This window comes from Vibrio toranzoniae (genome assembly GCF_024347655.1).
GTDB lineage: Bacteria > Pseudomonadota > Gammaproteobacteria > Enterobacterales > Vibrionaceae > Vibrio > Vibrio toranzoniae.
This window is the reverse complement of record NZ_AP025514.1, coordinates 2,884,021-2,902,915: the sequence shown is the minus strand read 5'-3', so window position 1 is coordinate 2,902,915 and position 18,895 is coordinate 2,884,021. Positions and strand designations below refer to the sequence as shown.

General features: G+C 46.0%; 14 protein-coding genes. 7 read left to right on the top strand and 7 right to left on the bottom strand.

From position 1 onward, the window contains the following. Positions 1-82: 82 nt before the first annotated feature. The 3 genes from ftsN to priA all read right to left on the bottom strand — a co-directional run bounded on the left by ftsN (position 83) and on the right by priA (position 4,185). Complete coding sequence (gene ftsN / locus OCU50_RS13205; protein ID WP_060468760.1) at positions 83-616, bottom strand: cell division protein FtsN; 534 nt, start codon at positions 614-616, stop codon at positions 83-85. Between the two features lie 122 nt (positions 617-738). Further along, positions 739-1,743: a DNA-binding transcriptional regulator CytR gene (gene cytR / locus OCU50_RS13200; protein WP_017055857.1), complete on the bottom strand. Its 1,005-nt coding sequence runs from the start codon at positions 1,741-1,743 to the stop codon at positions 739-741. A gap of 240 nt (positions 1,744-1,983) precedes the next feature. After that, positions 1,984-4,185 carry a primosomal protein N' gene (gene priA, locus OCU50_RS13195; RefSeq protein ID WP_060468759.1) on the bottom strand — a complete coding sequence of 734 codons (2,202 nt, stop codon included), beginning with the start codon at positions 4,183-4,185 and terminating at the stop codon, positions 1,984-1,986. 342 nt (positions 4,186-4,527) lie between these two features. Between priA and rpmE the strand changes: the two genes are divergently transcribed. Further along, complete coding sequence (gene rpmE / locus OCU50_RS13190; protein ID WP_017055855.1) at positions 4,528-4,746, top strand: 50S ribosomal protein L31; 219 nt, start codon at positions 4,528-4,530, stop codon at positions 4,744-4,746. A gap of 349 nt (positions 4,747-5,095) precedes the next feature. Continuing rightward, positions 5,096-6,385: a malic enzyme-like NAD(P)-binding protein gene (locus OCU50_RS13185; protein ID WP_060468758.1), complete on the top strand. Its 1,290-nt coding sequence runs from the start codon at positions 5,096-5,098 to the stop codon at positions 6,383-6,385. A 188-nt stretch (positions 6,386-6,573) separates the two neighbouring features. Here OCU50_RS13185 and metJ read toward each other — a convergent pair whose 3' ends face one another. Continuing rightward, on the bottom strand, positions 6,574-6,891 hold the full coding sequence (metJ, locus tag OCU50_RS13180; protein WP_017055853.1) for a met regulon transcriptional regulator MetJ: 318 nt from the start codon (positions 6,889-6,891) through the stop codon (positions 6,574-6,576). A gap of 208 nt (positions 6,892-7,099) precedes the next feature. Here metJ and OCU50_RS13175 point away from each other — a divergent pair, with 208 nt between their 5' ends. The 3 genes from OCU50_RS13175 (at position 7,100) to metF (ending at position 11,871) form a co-directional block, all read left to right on the top strand. Next, entirely contained in the window at positions 7,100-8,281 is a 1,182-nt protein-coding gene (locus tag OCU50_RS13175; protein ID WP_060468757.1) for an O-succinylhomoserine (thiol)-lyase, read from the top strand. 2 nt (positions 8,282-8,283) lie between these two features. Further along, entirely contained in the window at positions 8,284-10,695 is a 2,412-nt protein-coding gene (locus tag OCU50_RS13170; RefSeq protein ID WP_060468756.1) for a bifunctional aspartate kinase/homoserine dehydrogenase II, read from the top strand. Positions 10,696-10,971: 276 nt separating this feature from the next. Next, positions 10,972-11,871 (top strand): methylenetetrahydrofolate reductase, encoded by a 900-nt coding sequence (gene metF, locus OCU50_RS13165; RefSeq protein WP_060468755.1) that lies wholly within the window; start codon positions 10,972-10,974, stop codon positions 11,869-11,871. A gap of 135 nt (positions 11,872-12,006) precedes the next feature. On the opposite strand, the gene OCU50_RS13160 is transcribed toward metF, so the two are convergent. The 3 genes from OCU50_RS13160 to argE all read right to left on the bottom strand — a co-directional run bounded on the left by OCU50_RS13160 (position 12,007) and on the right by argE (position 16,922). Next, positions 12,007-12,546, bottom strand: coding sequence for a PadR family transcriptional regulator (locus OCU50_RS13160; protein ID WP_017055849.1), 540 nt, complete (start codon positions 12,544-12,546; stop codon positions 12,007-12,009). A 350-nt stretch (positions 12,547-12,896) separates the two neighbouring features. After that, the gene (ppc, locus tag OCU50_RS13155) at positions 12,897-15,533 is read right to left on the bottom strand and encodes a phosphoenolpyruvate carboxylase (protein WP_201023953.1); all 2,637 of its coding nucleotides are present in this window, start codon (positions 15,531-15,533) and stop codon (positions 12,897-12,899) included. A 252-nt stretch (positions 15,534-15,785) separates the two neighbouring features. Next, a complete protein-coding gene (gene argE, locus OCU50_RS13150; protein ID WP_060468754.1) occupies positions 15,786-16,922 on the bottom strand; it encodes an acetylornithine deacetylase in 1,137 nt (378 codons plus the stop codon). Between the two features lie 153 nt (positions 16,923-17,075). Between argE and argC the strand changes: the two genes are divergently transcribed. Next, a complete protein-coding gene (gene argC / locus OCU50_RS13145; RefSeq protein ID WP_060468753.1) occupies positions 17,076-18,080 on the top strand; it encodes an N-acetyl-gamma-glutamyl-phosphate reductase in 1,005 nt (334 codons plus the stop codon). A 12-nt stretch (positions 18,081-18,092) separates the two neighbouring features. Continuing rightward, positions 18,093-18,881, top strand: coding sequence for an acetylglutamate kinase (gene argB / locus OCU50_RS13140; RefSeq protein ID WP_060468752.1), 789 nt, complete (start codon positions 18,093-18,095; stop codon positions 18,879-18,881). Positions 18,882-18,895 lie beyond the last annotated feature (14 nt).

The window sequence follows — 18,895 nt, the reverse complement described above, 5'->3', positions numbered from 1 at the left end:
AAGAAAACCTCCACAATGGGAGGCTTTCGGGTTTGTCTTTGCTGCGACTCTAGCGGTTACACAACTGCGCTGTCGCTTATCACTACTCGGTGTCTTTCCAAATAGCACAAGGTTCGATTTTTGCGCGTTGTAGTTTGTGGCGATCTCGTTCGGCATCACGTTTAAATTTATAAGGTCCTAGAACCACACGGTACCAGCTACTGCCTTCTTTCTTGCGGATCTCACTCGAGATACCTTGGAAGGCAATGTCCAACTTACGTGTTTCTGCCTGTGCTGAGGTTTTGTAAGCGCCACATTGCATGATGTAAGGGATTTTCGAGATCTGTTGCTCTTTGGCTTTTATTTCAATCTCGCGACTTGGCAGCGTTTCGACGTAGTCCCATTTCTCTGTTGGAGGCGGCGGAATGACTTTTGCTGGCTTAGGTTTCGACTTGTTCACCACAGGAGCTGGCGCTGGTGGCTCAGGATCATTACTTAATAAGTAAAGCCCGTAACCAAAACCACCAACAAGGAGGATCGCCAAAAGACCACTGCGCCAAGGTTTACGGCGAGGGGCTTGTTTGTTGGTCGTTTTTTTTGTGCCACGACCGCGCTTTACATAATCTCTATTAGCCACAAGACAATTCAATAGTTGATAGTTCTGCTCTCATGGTAATCCAGATTGCGTGAGGATAATAGTGCAGAAATTGAAGCGGCACATCAAAATGTGCCGCCGGTTTGTTTGGGTATTTACCTTGTCTAAATTCGAGGTGGCGCTGTACTGCCACGAACCACGAGTTTAGCTTCAAGTAGACGTGAACCTGTTTGAACATCGTTACCTTTAAGTAGGTCGAGCATCATCAGCATCGCTTGGCGTCCGATTTCGTAACGAGGCTGAGAAATGGTCGTTAGTGGTGGATCGCAGTATTGAGCGAATTGGATGTCATCAAAACCAACAATGGAGAGGTCTTGAGGAACACGCAAACCTAATTTTTTTGCTTCTTGAATAGCGCCAATTGCCATTGAATCGTTATGACAGAAAATTGCGGTTGGTTGTTCCGGTAGTGCTAATAATTGACGAACGGCTTTTGTTCCAGCTTCAAAGGTAAAATCACCAACAGTACTGTAAGCTGGGTTCATTGATACACCAGCTCGGCGTAATGCCTGTTGGTAGCCTTGTTGACGGAACTTACATAGAGTGGCGGAGGTTGGGCCAGATATTTGTGCGATGCGCTTGTGACCTAACTGAGCTAGATAGTTGACGGCTTCAAATGCAGACGTCAAGTTATCGATGTGTACCGTTGGTAACTCAAGTTCAGGTGCAAACTCACATGCCATCACCATAGGTGGTAAGTTCTTCTGTTCAGATTTACTGACATCAAATGGGTGGTCGGTGCCAAGCAGTAGCATGCCATCAGCCTGTTTGGTGAACACCAAGTTTACAAATGATGATTCACGTTTCTTCTGTTGACCACTGTCGCCAAGCAGAACTAGGTAATCATTTTCTACAGCTGCATCTTCGATACCACGAATGATTTCGGCGAAATAAGGGTCACAGATATCAGGAACGATAGTAATGATGGTTTTTGATTCGTTGCGACGTAAGTTTCGAGCTAATGTATTGGGTGAGTATCCAGCTTCAAGTACTGCTGCCTCTACTCGTTTGCGAGTAGAAACTGAGACTTTTTCTGGGGTCATCAATGCACGTGATACCGTTGCGGTTGAGACGCCTGCTAGCTGGGCAACATCCTTCATTGTCGCCATAAATTAAACCCTCTTTTAAGTTCCTTTGTTGCCTAAGTATCTAAGGCGTGAATAATTAATACAATCAAATAGACATAATGAAAGTGTTGCTAACACTTTTTTTATTGCAATATTCTATTTGTTTCATCCGTGTAAAGTTACGGCTAGATTAACAAAAATCGCATGACTAGTGTGATGTTGCTCACGAGAAATATGAAATATTTGTGAACAAACTTATCATTAGTTTTAACCCAGGTGGGTTTAGCTTAAATCTTGCGGCTCAATATCGAGTGACCAGCGAACTTTTTTCGCAGCAGGTAACATATTGATGGCCGGCTTGGCGCTCATTAATAGCTTCTGCATCAATGAACGAGTTTGGGTTTGCAAGATCAATTGCCAGCGAGATTTGCCTGCACGTTTGGCTAGTGGTGCAGGCGTTGGTCCTAACACCATGCAATATTGGTCAAACAATGGATGTGACTCCAGTGTGTGACGAACTTGACGTAAGAACTCTTCCACCAAGCGCGTGTCGTTCGCTTCTGCTCTAAACAGAGTCATAAAGGTGTAAGGCGGCAACATCGCCTGTTTACGTTCGGCTAAGGCCGTCTGAGCGAAGTGGTTATAGTCTTTGTGCAGCAATGCTTGTAGCAAACCATGTTCTGGATGGTGCGTTTGTAAGATCACTTCGCCGGGTTTACTGGCACGACCTGCGCGCCCTGCGACTTGGATAAAGAGCTGAGCAAGGCGTTCAGGCGCTCGGAAGTCACTGCTATATAAAGAGCCATCCACATCCAATAACGCCACAAGTGTCACGTCAGGGAAGTGGTGACCTTTAGCCAGCATCTGGGTGCCAATAAGAATTTGGTATTCACCCTGGCGAATCGACTCTAATGCGCTTTCTAAGCTACCCTTACGACGGGTGCTGTCGCGGTCAATACGAATGGTTTTATATTCTGGAAAGAGTTGACCAAGTTGTGCTTCGAGCTGTTCGGTACCGACACCCACTGTCACTAAATTCGCTGAACCGCAGCCTTGGCAATGGTGAACGATATGGTGTTGTGAACCACAGTGGTGGCAACGCATTTCATTGCTGTATTGGTGATAGGTGTAGTAAGCATCACAGCGCTTACACTCGGCAGTCCAACCACAGTCGTGACACATTAATGCCGGAGAGAACCCGCGTCGGTTGAGGAACAACATCACTTGGTTGCCCGCTTTCAGGTGTCTTTGCATCTCAGCAATTAACGACGCAGACAAACCGCTTTCCAGGTATTCGCCTTTCACATCCAACACTTTATTAGTGGTCGGCAATGCGACACCTGCACGTGAGGTGAGGGTAAGGTAGCTGTATTTGCCTATCTGAGCGTTGTGCAGTGTTTCAAAAGCCGGAGTTGCTGACCCAAGAACGACCGGAACTTGCGCTTTATGAGCGCGCATAATGGCGACATCACGTGCGTGGTAGCGCAGGCTGTCTTGCTGTTTATAGGAGGCGTCATGTTCTTCATCGACAATGATAATGCCTAGATCAGCGAAAGGCGTGAATAGAGCCGAACGAGTACCAATTACGATGCCTGCAATATTGTCGCGTGCAGAGAGCCACGCATTCAGTCGCTCTGAATCGTTTAAACCAGAGTGGATAACCTCAACAGGCACATTAAAGCGTCGCTTAAAGCGGTTAATGGTTTGAGGAGTGAGGCCTATTTCAGGCACCAAAACTAGTGCCTGTTTACCCTGGTCAAGAATCGGCTTGATCATATTCAGATAGACTTCTGTCTTACCTGATCCGGTAACGCCCTCTAGTAGAAAACAGCCAAAGTTGGTCTGGCTATTGACTGTTGCGATTGCGATGGCTTGCTCTGCATTGAGTTTTGGCTTGTCTTGTTCGTTTTCGAGTTCAACTGGCCATGGTTTGCGCTGCGGTTTTTTCTCTACCGATTCAATCCAACCTTTCTCTTCCAGTGTCTTAAGTACTGTGCTACCCACTTCTTCATCAATGAATTCTTGATGAGGAACTGCGCCATTTTCAAGCATATGCATCACTTTGGCTTGTTTGATGGCGCGACCAAAGCCTTGCATCAGTTGATCTCTGCCTGACGATGTTAACTGCCATTCGATAAGCGTTGCGAAGTCGGCGGCTTTGCCTTTTCTTAGGGCGCTCGGTAGGGCGTTAGCAAAGGTTTCGCCAAGCGGGTATTGATAGAATTGACTACACCACATCAAGAGTGAGTAGACCGACTCTGGCCAAACGGGTTGGTTATCTAATAAGGTTTTAATCGGCTTGAGTTTGTCTAGCTCGAATTCAGATTCGTTAACCAGAGCCGTAACAATCCCAGTTAAGGTTTGGCGTCCAAAAGGCACAGAAACTCGTCCACCAATAACCGGAAAGAGGTGGTTAGGAATCTTGTAATCGAACTGCTTGTCGAGTGGAACAGGCAGGGCCACACGGGCAATCATTGGACGCATAAAGTGACGGCTTTACTGAGTTGAGGAGAGCGAACAGTCTAAATGATAAGGCGGTTAAATTCGAGGAGCAGTTGAGGTGAAAGAGGTGAGTTAACGAATGAAGGTCACTAGAGCTCTTGAATTTCAACCAACATGCCAGTTAACAAAAGAAATAAAGACACTATTGGCGAAAAATGTATCAAATCGGTTGATCCTGTCTTATAGATTCATTACTATACTGCGCCTTAAAGGTATGGCTTCGTCACTTTTTTGTACGAATGCGGTGTCTTTATTTCTTTTTTAAACTACGTGTGGTGTGCGGCTTAGAATCGTATAGCGACACGGCCTACTTGAGGTTATCCCATGAAAGCTGGAATCCACCCAGAATACAAAGCAGTAACAGCAACTTGTTCTTGCGGCAACACATTCGAATTCAACTCTACTCTAGGTAAAGATGGTATTCACCTAGATGTATGTGACAAATGTCACCCATTCTACACAGGTAAGCAACGTATCGTAGATACAGGCGGCCGTGTAGATCGCTTTAACAAGCGTTTCGGTGCTCTTTCTAGCAAGAAGTAATTCTCGCTATTTAGACATGAAAAAGGACACTTAGGTGTCCTTTTTTGTTGCCTATAATTTGAGTAAATGATGGATACTGCTCTGCTATCTAGTTATTCAATAGGTAGGCAATTAATACAAATGATAGGTCGTTGATCCGAATTTTCCACAACGGTCGTTCCGCTACTTCTATTTAGAAATTCGCTTGAAAGTTCAACAGGCAATAGTAATTTCCACTGCTCACTGGTCTTATTAGTAGTTAAATCTCGTTTTTTAATGAGACAGAGGCTTTAACTACCTAGGAACTTTGAAGTACATCCATTAACATGAACAAGACCCCCAAATAATAATAACCTAGGAACCTACACCTATGTCTGAAGACAGCCGACAAGACCAATCCTCTCAAGAGTTATCGCCTCAAGAACAATTTCGTCAGCAAGCTCTTGATTATCATGAGTTCCCAATTCCAGGCAAAATTGCCGTAGAACTGACAAAGCCTGCAGATTCTGCAGAAGATCTAGCACTTGCATACAGCCCTGGCGTGGCTGAACCTGTTCGCGAAATCGCACAAAACGTAGATAACGTTTATAAATACACGGGTAAAGGCAACATGGTTGCAGTTATCTCTAACGGTACGGCGATTCTTGGTCTTGGAAATCTTGGCCCTATTGCTTCTAAGCCGGTAATGGAAGGTAAAGCGTTACTGTTTAAGCGCTTTGCAGGTTTAGATTCTATTGATATTGAAGTGAAACACCGCACAATCGATGAGTTTGTAGATACCGTTGCCAATATCGCAGATACATTCGGTGGTATTAACCTAGAAGACATCAAAGCACCAGATTGTTTTGAGATTGAACGTCGCCTGATTGAACGTTGTGATGTTCCAGTATTCCACGATGACCAACACGGTACTGCGATTGTAACAGCAGCTGGTATGCTGAACGCAATTGAACTTCAAGGTAAGAAACTAGAAGAATGTAAGATCGTTTGTTTAGGTGCAGGCGCAGCAGCGGTTGCTTGTATGGAACTGCTGATTAAGTGTGGCGCCCAGCGTGAGAAGATCTACATGCTGGACCGTAAGGGGGTAATCCACACTCGTCGTGATGACCTTAATGAGTACAAAGAACTATTCGCAAACAACACTGACAAACGTACTCTTGAAGATGTTATCGAAGATGCGGATCTATTCTTGGGTGTGTCTGGCCCTAACTTACTACCAGCTGAAGCACTAACACTAATGGCTGATAAGCCGATTGTGTTTGCATGTTCAAACCCAGATCCAGAAATCAAACCAGATCTTGCTCATGAAGTTCGAAAAGACCTTATTATGGGTACAGGCCGCAGTGATTACCCGAACCAAGTTAACAACGTACTTTGTTTCCCATTCATTTTCCGTGGTGCGCTAGATGTGCGTGCGAGCGAAATTAATGATGAGATGAAACTGGCGGCGGTTCATGCTATTCGTGAACTGGCGAAAGAAGAAGTGCCAGCTGAAGTATTAGCGGCAGCAGGTGAGACGGCGCTGGAGTTTGGTAAGAGCTATATCATTCCTAAGCCAATGGACCCGCGTCTGCTTCCTCGAGTAGCAAAAGCGGTAGCGGAAGCGGCCGTTGAATCTGGCGTTGCGCGTATTGATATGCCAGCTAACTATATGGCGTAATAGCCCGCTGTGGTGGATTCTCTGTAGCGGTTTCGCTATGGGCAAGAATAATAAAAACCGACTCATTAGGAGTCGGTTTTTTTATATCTATCACTCACAGCCCACTCGCAAGCAGTATAGTGAGTGATGTTATGAATAGGGGCCGCTATAACGAATCAGTAGTAAAGGCGGTGACTGAGTTGTTTTTATTATTCGTCAAACGCTTCGAATTCGATCCCCATCTCTGTCATCAGCCTTTTTACTTCAGTAGGGATATCGTCTGGACGGTCTTTACGGAGATCTTCATCCGTTGGTAGTGGTTGGCCTGTGTACGCATGTAGAAAGGCTTCGCACAGTAGCTCACTGTTTGTTGCATGGCGCAGGTTATTAATCTGGCGGCGAGTACGCTCGTCAGTGAGAACCTTTAACACTTTTAGAGGGATAGAAACTGTAATTTTCTTTACTTGTTCGCTTTTCTTTCCATGCTCAGCATATGGGCTTATGTATTCACCATTCCAGTCGGCCATTGCGTACCTTCATCACTTTAGTTGTTAGAATAAATTAATAGTGGTGATTTTAGCGGGATTTACTGCCATAAGCAAAGACATACGGACGTCTAGAAGTGTTGACGTCTCACGTTTATGAAAGTAAAGTGAATTACATATATCTAACACAGCCGAAAAATGCCGACAAGCAGCTGTGATTCTCAGACGCAAAACTTGTAAGGAAGCACCTATGAGCAGCCGGAAGCCAGCAACAATTGCAGTACGTACTGGTATCGAGTCAGACACGCAACACCATGCCGTTGTCCCACCTATTTACCTTTCGACTAATTATGGGTTTCCCGCTTTTGGTGAAGTGCCAAAGTACGATTACACTCGTTCAGGTAACCCCAATCGAGGTTTATTAGAGACGGCACTGTTTGAGCTTGAATCGGGCAAAGGCGCGGTTGTCACCAACTGTGGTACCTCGGCGCTAAACTTATGGGTTTCTGCTTTCTTAGGCGGCGATGATCTTATTATCGCACCACACGACTGCTACGGCGGTACTTATCGTCTATTCAATACACGCTCGCTAAAAGGTGACTTCAAAGTTCTGTTTGTTGATCAATCGGATCAATCGGCACTGGACGCGGCGATCGCGCTTAAGCCAAAGTTGATCTTAATCGAAACACCATCGAATCCATTGGTTCGCGTGGTTGATATTGCAGAAACTTGTCGTAAAGCGAAAGAAGTGGGCGCTATGGTTGCTGTCGACAACACGTTTTTGACGCCTGTATTCCAAAAGCCTTTAGAGCTGGGAGCTGACTTTGTTATTCACTCTACCACTAAGTACATCAACGGACACTCGGACGTTATTGGTGGCGTTATAGTTACAAAAACAGAAGAGCACGCTGAAGAACTAGCATGGTGGGGAAACTGTATTGGTGCGACCGGCACACCATTTGATAGCTACATGACTCTACGTGGCATTCGTACGCTAGGTGCGCGTATGCGAGTTCACGAAGAGAGTTCACGTGAAATCCTGGCTTCTCTGCAACAACAAGATCTGGTGGGCACTATTTACCACCCAAGCCTTTCTAAGCATCCGGGGCATGATATCGCGAAGAAGCAGCAATCGGGCTTTGGCTCAATGCTGAGCTTTGAGTTTTCGGGCTCTTTTGAAGCACTTAAATATTTTGTCGATAAGTTAGAGTTATTTTCTTTGGCGGAATCACTAGGCGGTGTGGAAAGCTTGATTTGTCACCCTGCGTCGATGACTCACCGTGCCATGGGTGAAGAAGCATTAGCAGAAGCGGGGGTTTCGCAACAGTTACTGCGTCTTTCTGTTGGCCTTGAAGATGCAGAAGATTTGATTGATGACCTCAAGCAAGCGTTTGAAAAAACACAACACTTTATCGTAGAAGGGGAGGGTTAATAATGGCAACCTTTCGCCAGCTACATAAATTTGGTGGTAGCAGTTTAGCCAACCCTGAGTGCTACCAGCGCGTGGTCAACATTCTTAGAGAATACTCATCTACCACTGACTTGGTTGTGGTATCGGCAGCGGGTAAAACAACCAACCGTTTGATTGAATTTGTTGAAGCGCTCGACAAAGATGGTCGTATTGCTCATGAATGCCTACAAACCCTTCGTCAGTTTCAACTTGAGCTGATTGAAGCGCTGCTTGAAGGTGAGTCGGCAGCGCAACTTACGGCCACTATTCAACAAGAATTTACCGCTTTGGGTGAGCTAACTGCTCCCTTGAGCGAAGCGCAAAAAGCACAGGTGCTAGGACACGGTGAGGTTTGGTCTTCGCGTCTGCTAGCCGCTTTGTTGTGCCAACATGATTTACAAGCGGTAGCTCAAGATGCGCGCGCCTTTTTGCGTGCAGAAGTGGGCGCTCAACCTGAGGTTGACCGAGCACGTTCTTATCCTCTCATTAAAGAAGCCTTGGCGCAGCATGCACACTGTCGCGTGGTGATTACTGGTTTTATGGCTCAGAACAGCGACGGCGAAACCGTATTGCTTGGTCGGAATGGTTCGGATTATTCAGCTACCGTGATTGGTGCATTGGCTGAAGTTGAACGCGTGACGATTTGGAGTGATGTGGCAGGCGTATACAGCGCAGATCCTCGTTTGGTTTTGGATGCGTGTCTATTGCCTCTGCTTCGCCTTGATGAAGCAAGTGAGTTAGCTCGTCTGGCGGCGCCAGTGCTTCACAGCCGAACGCTACAGCCGGTGGCTCAAAGTGCTATGGATTTAAGTTTACGCTGCAGCTATCAGCCAGAAGCGGGCTCCACACAGATTGAGCGTGTACTGGCATCGGGTCGTGGCGCAAAAATTATTACCTCTTTAGATGAAGTGCTTATCGTGCAGCTGACGTTTGGTCACGGCCATGATTTCGACCGTCTCGAGAGTGAAGTGCTTGAAGGGCTTAAGCGCGCTCAACTCGAGCCACTTGCTTATGAACTTGAACCCGATCAACACTGTTTGCGCCTTGCTTACACCGAAGAGATTGCTGGTGGCGCTCTAGAATATCTGCAAGATCACGCGATTGAAGCTGAGATTAAACTTAAAGAGGGGTTCTCTCTGATCGCGGCGGTGGGCGCGGGTGTGACTAAGAACCCGAACCATTGCTACGGTTTCTATCAACAACTCAAGAGCTCGCCGGTTGAGTTCATCTCAGAAGCAAACTCAGGCTTGAGCTTAGTGGCTGTCATTCGTAAGAGTGAAACCTCAAGCCTAGTGAAAGGCATTCACTCCCAACTGTTCCAAGCACAGAAGCGTGTTGCGATTGCTTTATGTGGCAAAGGCAATATCGGTTCAAGCTGGTTAAGACTGTTCGCAGAGCAAAAAGCGGAACTTGAAAAGCGTCGTGGAATGAACTTTGAATTGGTTGCGGTGGTTGATAGCCAAACCTATTGGTTCGACGATCAAGGTATTGATGCGACTTCGGTAGGTAAGCGCTTTGATGACGAAGCGATTGCCAATAATGGTAACGACTGGTTAGAGCGTTTGGGTTCTATTCAAGGTTATGACGAAGCGGTTGTTCTTGATGTTACTGCGAGCCCGGTACTTGCAGCAAAATATCTGCAAATCGCACAGCAAGGTATCCACCTGATCTCGGCGAACAAGGTCGCAGGTTCTGCATCAAGTGAGTATTACCATCAAGTCAAAGATGCTTTCGCTAAGATCAGTCGTCATTGGTTGTACAACGCGACGGTTGGTGCAGGCTTACCGATTAACCACACGGTACGTGACCTGCGTGAAAGTGGCGATGACATTATTGCATTGTCAGGTATCTTTTCGGGCACACTGTCTTGGTTGTTCCAACAGTTCGATGGCACAGTACCATTTAGCGAGTTGGTTGACTTAGCATGGCAACAAGGCCTCACAGAACCGGATCCTCGTGCGGATCTAGATGGGTCAGATGTGATGCGTAAGTTGGTCATTCTGGCGCGTGAATCGGGTTTAGACATTGAACCTGAAAGCGTAAAAGTGGAATCACTGGTGCCAGTAGAACTGCAAGACCTGTCGGTGGATGACTTCTTTGATAAGGCCTCAGTGCTGAGCGAAGAGTTGGCTGAGCGCTTAGAGAAAGCACATTCGCAACAAAAGGTTCTGCGTTACGTAGCGCGTTTAGAGAAGAATGGTAAGGCAACCGTAGGAGTTGAAGCTCTATCTAAAGAACACGCTCTAGCGAACTTGCTGCCTTGCGATAACATCTTTGCGATTGAGAGCAAATGGTACAAAGATAATCCACTAGTTATTCGTGGTCCAGGTGCGGGCCGTGAAGTAACAGCGGGCGCAATTCAATCTGACCTGAACAGAATGTCTAGCCTGTTCTGATACTCAGATCGGTTGGTTTAGTGTCTAAATAGCATACTATCCACTAAGATAGATAAGGCTGAAAGCACGATGTGTTTTTCAGCCTTTTTTCTACCTTATTTCTGCTTTGCGACCCATCTAACTACTTGAGTTTTACTCACGATCTACTTGAGAAAAATTCATAATCGATCTGTTGACATTAAATCGTATTCAATACATCCTACAGACATATAGACGTCTAAACGTCGTTTAGGGATTTGAGTTTTTAGTGGTTGCTTTTGCCACAGGGAGAGTAAGATGGGATACACATACGCAGGCCATATCGACGCTTTAAATCAGAATATCGCAGAGCTTTCTGACAACATTAATGTGTCATTTGAATTTTTTCCGCCAAGCAGTGAGAAGATGGAAGAGACCCTGTGGAACTCTGTCCACCGTCTTAAAACACTTCAACCAAAATTTGTATCGGTAACCTATGGTGCAAACTCGGGTGAACGTGATCGTACCCACTCAATCATTAAAGAAATCAAAAACCAAACAGGCTTAGTAGCAGCGCCACACCTAACGTGCATTGATGCTAGCCGTGAAGAACTTATTCAAATCGCCGACGATTACTGGGCGAATGGTATCGAGAGCATTGTTGCTCTACGTGGTGATATTCCAGCAGGCGGCGGTGCGCCAGATATGTATGCTTCTGACCTAGTTGAACTGCTTAAATCGCGCCATGATTTTGATATCTCAGTCGCGGCATTCCCAGAAGTTCACCCTGAAGCAAAAAGCGCTCAATCGGATCTTATTAATCTAAAACGTAAAGTGGATGCCGGTGCTAACCGTGCCATCACTCAGTTCTTCTTCGATGTAGAAAGCTACCTACGCTTTCGTGATCGCTGTGTGGCGGCGGGCGTTGATGTTGAGATTGTACCGGGTATCTTACCAGTTTCTAATTTCAAGCAAGCGTCTCGCTTTGCTGCAATGAACAACGTTAAAGTGCCGGGCTGGATGGCGAAGCAATTTGAAGGCTTGGACGATGATCCAACGACTCGTCAGTTAGTTGGTGCTAGCCAAGCAATTGATATGGTCCGCACCCTGAGCCGTGAAGGTGTGAAAGACTTCCACTTCTACACACTAAACCGTGCAGAAATGACCTACGCACTTTGCCATACGTTAGGTGTTCGCCCGCAAGTGGTTACGCTGTAGTTGAAGCTCTTGATAAAACGCCATCGGCGATAGAATCTCAAATCCTATAGATACAAAAAAGGCTTGGACTCTAAGAGTTCAAGCCTTTTACTTTTCTAGCTTCTAGCTTCTAGCTTCTAGCTTCTAGCTTTTAGCTTAAGCGATAGTACCAAGCTCTAACAATACCTCTTCAGCCCACACTATCCATGCTTCACGAAGAAGTAGGTTACGACGAAGCGTTAGACGTTCTAAACGAGCTTGCTTGTCTAGCGTTGATGGCGTTGCGTAGTAAGCCGCTTCGATTTCTTTGTAATGAGAAACCAGTTTGCGAGACTCTTCTACTAACTCGGCAAGTTGTACACGGTATGCGTCACAAGGTTGTACAGCACAAGCCATTAGTTTAGCTGAGAACTCGTCACGAACGGTTGGGTGTGCAGTTGGTTGTTCAAACCATTCACCTAGAGCGCTACGTCCAGCGTCAGTGATAGAATAAACCTTACGATCAGGTTTGCCTTCTTGAGGTTCAAGCACACAAGTTACCTGGTCGTTTTGAGCCATTTTATTTAGCTCGCGGTAAACTTGTTGGTGGCTAGCTTTCCAGAAGTAACCAATGCTTGCTGAGAATTCTTTTGTGATATCGTAACCAGTAGCATCGCGTGTACTTAAAACGGTTAGAATTACGTGTGGTAATGACATGTCTGAGATCCAAATGGTAAACAGTAAACAAAATACCTAAACATCAAGTGTGCTTCTTGTGGCACGTTATATTGGTTATGTTTAAGTAGCACCAACTTAGTCGTTGGTTATGTCACCTTATAAAGCCGTTTATCACCTAGGTCGACCAGTATATTGGCCAAGCTGCTGCAGATTATTATGTTGGAGTATTTCTGCAGCGGAGCAGTAGTATATCTAAATAATAAGCATAAAGTAGAATACATGGACAAAATAACCCAAAAAACTTACAAAAAACTAAAATAATTGGATTTATTAAAATAAAAAGGCCACTTGTAGTGACCTTTTGTTCCTTTTTTGGTTTTAATAACTGGTTATCCAGTGTTTCGCATACCTGCCGCGATGCCCGCAATCGTCACCATGAGCGCTTCTTCTAGCTCTTCTGGTGGTGTTTCACTCTTACGAGTACGGTAAAGTAGTTCAGCTTGAAGCATGTTCAATGGCTCAACGTAGATGTTACGTAGACGAATCGATTCAAGCCCCCAAGGGTCGCTCTGCATCAAGTTTTCGTTGTTTTCTACATTAAGAACTGCTTTGATGTCTTTTTGCAGCTGTTCACGCAGTAATTCACCTAACGGTAGTAGCTCTTCGTCAACAAGACGCTGGTCGTAGTACTTAGCGATTTCCATGTTGCATTTCGAGTACACCATTTCCAACATACCCAAGCGGGTTGAGAAGAATGGCCATTCGCGACACATCTCTTCAAGTAGCGCTTGATGGCCTTGGTCTACTGAATACTGAATCGCTTCACCAGCGCCTAACCATGCAGGAAGTACCAAGCGGTTTTGGCTCCAAGAGAAAATCCATGGAATCGCACGTAGGCTTTCTACGCCGCCGTTCGGGTTACGTTTCGCAGGGCGAGAGCCAAGTGGCAGTTTGCCTAGCTCTAGTTCAGGCGTCGCTTGACGGAAGTAAGGGACAAACTTCTCTTCACCACGAACTACCTTACGGTAAGCCTCACAAGATACTTGAGACAGCACTTCCATTAGGTCGCGCCATTCTTGTTTAGGCTCTGGTGGCGGTAGAAGGTTCGCTTCTAGAATCGCACTTGCGTAAAGGTTGAAGCTGTTTACCGCAACATCTGGCAAGCCCAGTTTAAAGCGGATCATCTCGCCTTGCTCAGTTACACGTAAACCGCCTTTTAAGCTCTTAGGTGGCTGAGAAAGAAGCGCAGCATGTGCAGGCGCACCACCACGACCGACGGTACCGCCACGACCGTGGAAGAGGGTCAGCTCAATGCCTTCTTCGTCGCAAACCTTAACCAGTTTGTCCATCGCATCATACTGAGCCCAGCCGGCAGACATTACGCCAGCATCTTTGGCTGAGTCAGAGTATCCAATCATCACCATTTGGTGGTTCTGGATAAAGCCACGGTACAAATCGATGCTCATTAGCTGCTTCATTACTGCTTCTGAGTTGTTCAAATCGTCTAGTGTTTCGAACAATGGACAAACGTCCATGCGGTATGGGCAACCACACTCTTGCAGAAGCAAGTGAACAGCCAGTACATCTGACGCAGTACGAGCCATAGAAATCACGTAAGCGCCGAAGGCTTCACGAGGTTGAGCGGCAATGACCTTACAGGTGTCTAAAACTTCTTTAACCTGTTCAGATGGCTCCCAGTCGCGTGGCAGTAGTGGGCGTTTTGAGCTTAATTCATTGGTTAAGAAAGCAATTTTGTCTTGCTCACTCCACTGGTCATAATCACCAATGCCTAGGTAGCGAGTCAATTCAGATAGCACATCCGAGTGACGAGTACTTTCTTGACGAACATCGAGACGAACCAAATGCACACCGAATGCTTTTAGGCGACGCAGGGTATCGAGTAGAGAACCGTCTGCGATTACGCCCATGCCACATTCGTGCAGTGATTGGTAACACGCATAAAGCGGTGTCCATAGTTGATCGATGTTCTGTAGTGTTTCTTTCTTAGGGACTTCTACATCTTTGAGCTCAGCATCTAAGACTTCTAGTGTGTTTCCAAGCAGGGTGCGTAGGCTTTTGAGGATCGCGCGGTAAGCTTCGTGTTCATCACCCGCGAGTTCACGCACCTGATCATTGCACTTAGTCATCGACAGTTCAGTAATCAGCTCGTTTACGTCAGCTAGATAAAGGTCAGCGGCTTTCCAGCGAGAAAGTCGTAGTACTTCTTTAGTGATGGTGTGCGTGACGAAAGGGTTTCCATCACGGTCGCCACCCATCCAAGATGAGAAATGCACTGGGCGTGCATCAATCGGTAGGCCTTCGCCAAGGTAGCTTTTAAGTCGGCCATCCATTTCGCGTAGGAAGTCAGGTACCGCTTCCCATAGCGAGTTTTCAACAACTGCAAAGCCCCACTTAGCTTCATCAAGTGGTGTTGGACGTTGCTGACGAATCACATCAGAGTGCCAACCTTGAGCGATAAGCTGCTCTAGGCGGCGTTCTGTTTTTACGCGTTCTTTGTGTGATAGGTCGCTTAACTCTAATTTAGACAGACACTCGTTGATCTTAACCAGTTTGTTGATCATGGTGCGACGAGTGATTTCTGTTGGGTGAGCGGTCAGAACGAGTTCAATGTTCAGGTCGCGAACGGCTTGAGCCGCGTCTAGCTTACTGATGTTATTCTGGCTTAATTTGGAAAATAGAGATTGCAGAACGTCTGGTTCGCAAACATGCTCTTCACAGTGGCGAGAGATGGTGTGGTACTGCTCTGCCATGTTGGTGAGGTTGAGAAATTGGTTAAATGCACGAGCAACAGGAGTGAGTTGTTCGTTCGGCAGGTTTTTGATCTCTTCAACTAGGCTGTCACGGTCAGCTTTGTTACCTGCGCGGGCGGATTTGGAAAGTTTACGGATAGTTTCCACTTTCTCTAAGATAACGTCACCATGTGCATCTTGGATTGTGTTACCTAGCAAGCGTCCCAGCATGCTTACGTTACTCTTGAGAGCGGCGTATTTCTCGTTCATTGTCATCCTGCCTCGTAAAAAAATTACATCCATTGTTCCTTGTTAAGTACACAATCTAGCGAAAACTGCTGTATCTAGTCAAATAAAGCATTCTAAGTTTGCAATTATTAGCTTTCGAAATGCGGGAGAAGTAAATTTTCCAATACTTCGGAATAAAGTGAAATTTAATTACAAGATTGAGTCCAAATCAGGGATAACAGAATAAAAGCCACGTTTTAAGGTGGCTTTTATTGGAAAATATCGAATGGGTAGTAATAGCTAGAAGCAGTATTTACGGATCGATTTCCTCAGAACATCAATCGTTGGATCGATAAAATCGAAGCTCAAGAACTCATCCGGTTGGTGAGCTTGGTCAATCGAACCTGGGCCCAATACTAAGGTTGGGCAAAGTTCTTGAAGGAAAGGCGCCTCGGTACAGTAGTTCACAGTTTGCGATTCAGTTTCGCAAACGGATTCCATACCGCCAATAAATGGATGGTCATGTTGGCACTCGTAACCCGGAATTGGCTCATGCAGTGGCGTAATTTCAATTCTGTCCGGCCATTTTGCTTCCACTTCTTTGAGTGCGCTGCGCAGCATGTTATTCAAGCCATCTAAGCTGATACCCGGTAAAGGACGCACATCGTAGTGCAGCTCACAACAACCACAGATACGGTTAGCACTGTCGCCACCGTGAATATGACCAAGGTTTAGGGTCGGGCTTGGAATCGCAAAACCTGGGTGGTGATACTCTTTGACTAATTTGTCACGTAACTGCATTAAAGCAAACAACACTTCATGCATGATCTCGATAGCATTGACGCCTAAGGCAGGATCGGAAGAGTGACCTGATTTACCCGTTACGCGCACCGCATTTGCCACGTGGCCCTTGTGCCCTCGAATCGGCACTAGGCTAGTTGGCTCACCAATGATGCAGTAGTCCGGTTTAAATGGTGCATTCTCCGTGAAGTGACGAGCACCAAGCATGGTGGTCTCTTCATCGCAGGTTGCTAATACATAAAGTGGTTTTGCCTGCTTGCTCCAATCCGTCTTCTTTGCCGCTTCATAAACGAAGGCAAAAAAGCCTTTCATATCGGCGGTGCCTAATCCGTAGAAGCGGTTATTGTGTTCGGTCAGTGCGTGAGGATCGAAGTTCCAACGCCCTTCATCAAATGGCACCGTATCGCTGTGTCCAGCAAGTAATAAGCCTCCTTCTCCAGAGCCCATCTTTGCGACCATATTATGCTTGCCGGGCTCGACCTCCACGACTTCAACATTAAAGCCCAAGTCTTTAAACCATTGAGCCATTTTTTCGATCACTTTCTCGTTGCCATGATCCCAGCTTGGATCGGTTGAGCTAATGGAGTCGGTGGAAATTAGGCCTTTGTAGACCTCAAGAAAACTCGGTAATTGCATAATAACTTCACTTCTACTATTGACAGGAAAACCATAAGTCGGTAAAACACATATTAAATCATATTTAATGCATAAGAAATCAAATAAAGCTAAAAATTAAGTATGAATAGTCAAATTTGAAATGTAACTTACCTCAGAAATGGATGTGTTGAGATGTTGAAAACCACGATCATTGGCGCAAGCGGCTACACAGGAGCAGAACTGGCTCTAATGATAAACAGACACCCTGATCTCACGCTATCAGGTTTATATGTCTCCGCCAATAGTGTAGACGCTGGTAAACCTATTGCGGCACTGCACGGTAAGTTAGCTGGCTTGATTGATATGCCAGTACAGCCATTAACGAATCCAGAACAAGTGGCTAAACAGTCTGATGTGATTTTCTTAGCCACGGCACACGAGGTCAGTCATGACCTAGCACCAATCTTTCTTGAGAACGATTGCCAAGTGTTCGACCTATCCGGTGCCTTTAGAGTTAAGGGCGAAAACTTTTACCAAGAGTTTTACGGTTTTGAACATCAACATGAACAATGGCTTGATAAAGCCGCTTATGGTTTAGCTGAGTGGAATGAGCAAGACATTAAAAAAGCTCAACTGGTGGCAGTTGCGGGTTGTTACCCAACCGCTTCTCAATTGGCGATTAAGCCTTTAGTTGAAAGCAAGTTATTAGATGAAACCCAATGGCCAGTGATCAACGCAACCAGTGGCGTGACTGGTGCCGGTCGCAAAGCAAGCATGGTTAACAGCTTCTGTGAAGTGAGTTTGCAGGCTTATGGTGTGTTCAGTCACCGCCACCAACCTGAAATGGTTGCTCATCTCGGACGTGACGTGATTTTCACACCGCACCTCGGCAATTTTAAGCGTGGTATTTTAGCGACCATCACCATGAAACTGGCTGAAGGTGTGACGGAGCAACAGATACAAGATGCCTTCGAGCAAGCTTATCAAGGTAAGCCAGCCGTGAGGTTACTCGAAGAGACATTGCCAAGAATTCAAGATGTAGAACAGACGCCTTTCTGCGATTTAGGTTGGAAGGTTCAGGGGCAACATATCATCGTTGTTGCAGCGATCGATAACTTATTAAAGGGTGCATCTAGCCAAGCGATGCAGTGTTTAAATTTACGTTATGGTTTTGCGCCATTAACTGCATTAGTGTAAAGGAATCTAGATATGAGCCTTAATAATCAACCATTAATCATAAAGTTAGGTGGTGCTGCGCTATCTTGTGGTGAAACACTTAGCAAGTTATTTGGTGCTATCTCTACCTACCAACAACAGGCACAGCGACCAATCGTGATTGTTCACGGCGGTGGTTACCTAGTTGATGATTTGATGAACAATCTGAATCTCGAAACGGTTAAGAAAGAGGGGCTACGTGTTACTCCTTATGATCAGATCCCTGTGATTGCAGGTGCACTAGCGGGTACGGCGAATAAATTACTTCAAGGTCAGGCGATTAAAGACGGTATCAATGCCGTTGGTTTGAGCCTAGCAGATGGTGGTTTATGCAAAGTGAGCGAACTGAACCCTGAACTGGGTGCGGTAGGAAAAGCGGAACCGGGCGACTCAACCGTCCTGCAAGCGATTCTTAATGTTGGCGCACTGCCAATCATTAGCTCGATTGGTCTAACTGAGCAAGGCCAACTGATGAACGTCAATGCCGACCAAGCTGCGGTTGCCGTTGCTGGCGCACTTGATGCTGAGCTAGTACTTCTTTCTGATGTAAGTGGTGTGTTGGATGGCAAAGGCCACCTCATTCCAAGCCTTAATCAACAACAAGCCGATGACCTTATTGCAGGCAAAGTGATTACTGATGGCATGATCGTTAAGGTTCAAGCCGCACTAGAAGCCGCTAACGAGCTCGGACGACCAATCGAAGTGGCGACTTGGCGATACCCAGAAAAGCTAACACAACTGTTTTCAGGTAAAAGCATAGGAACACAGTTTTTACCTCAGTAGTTCTCACAACGAGT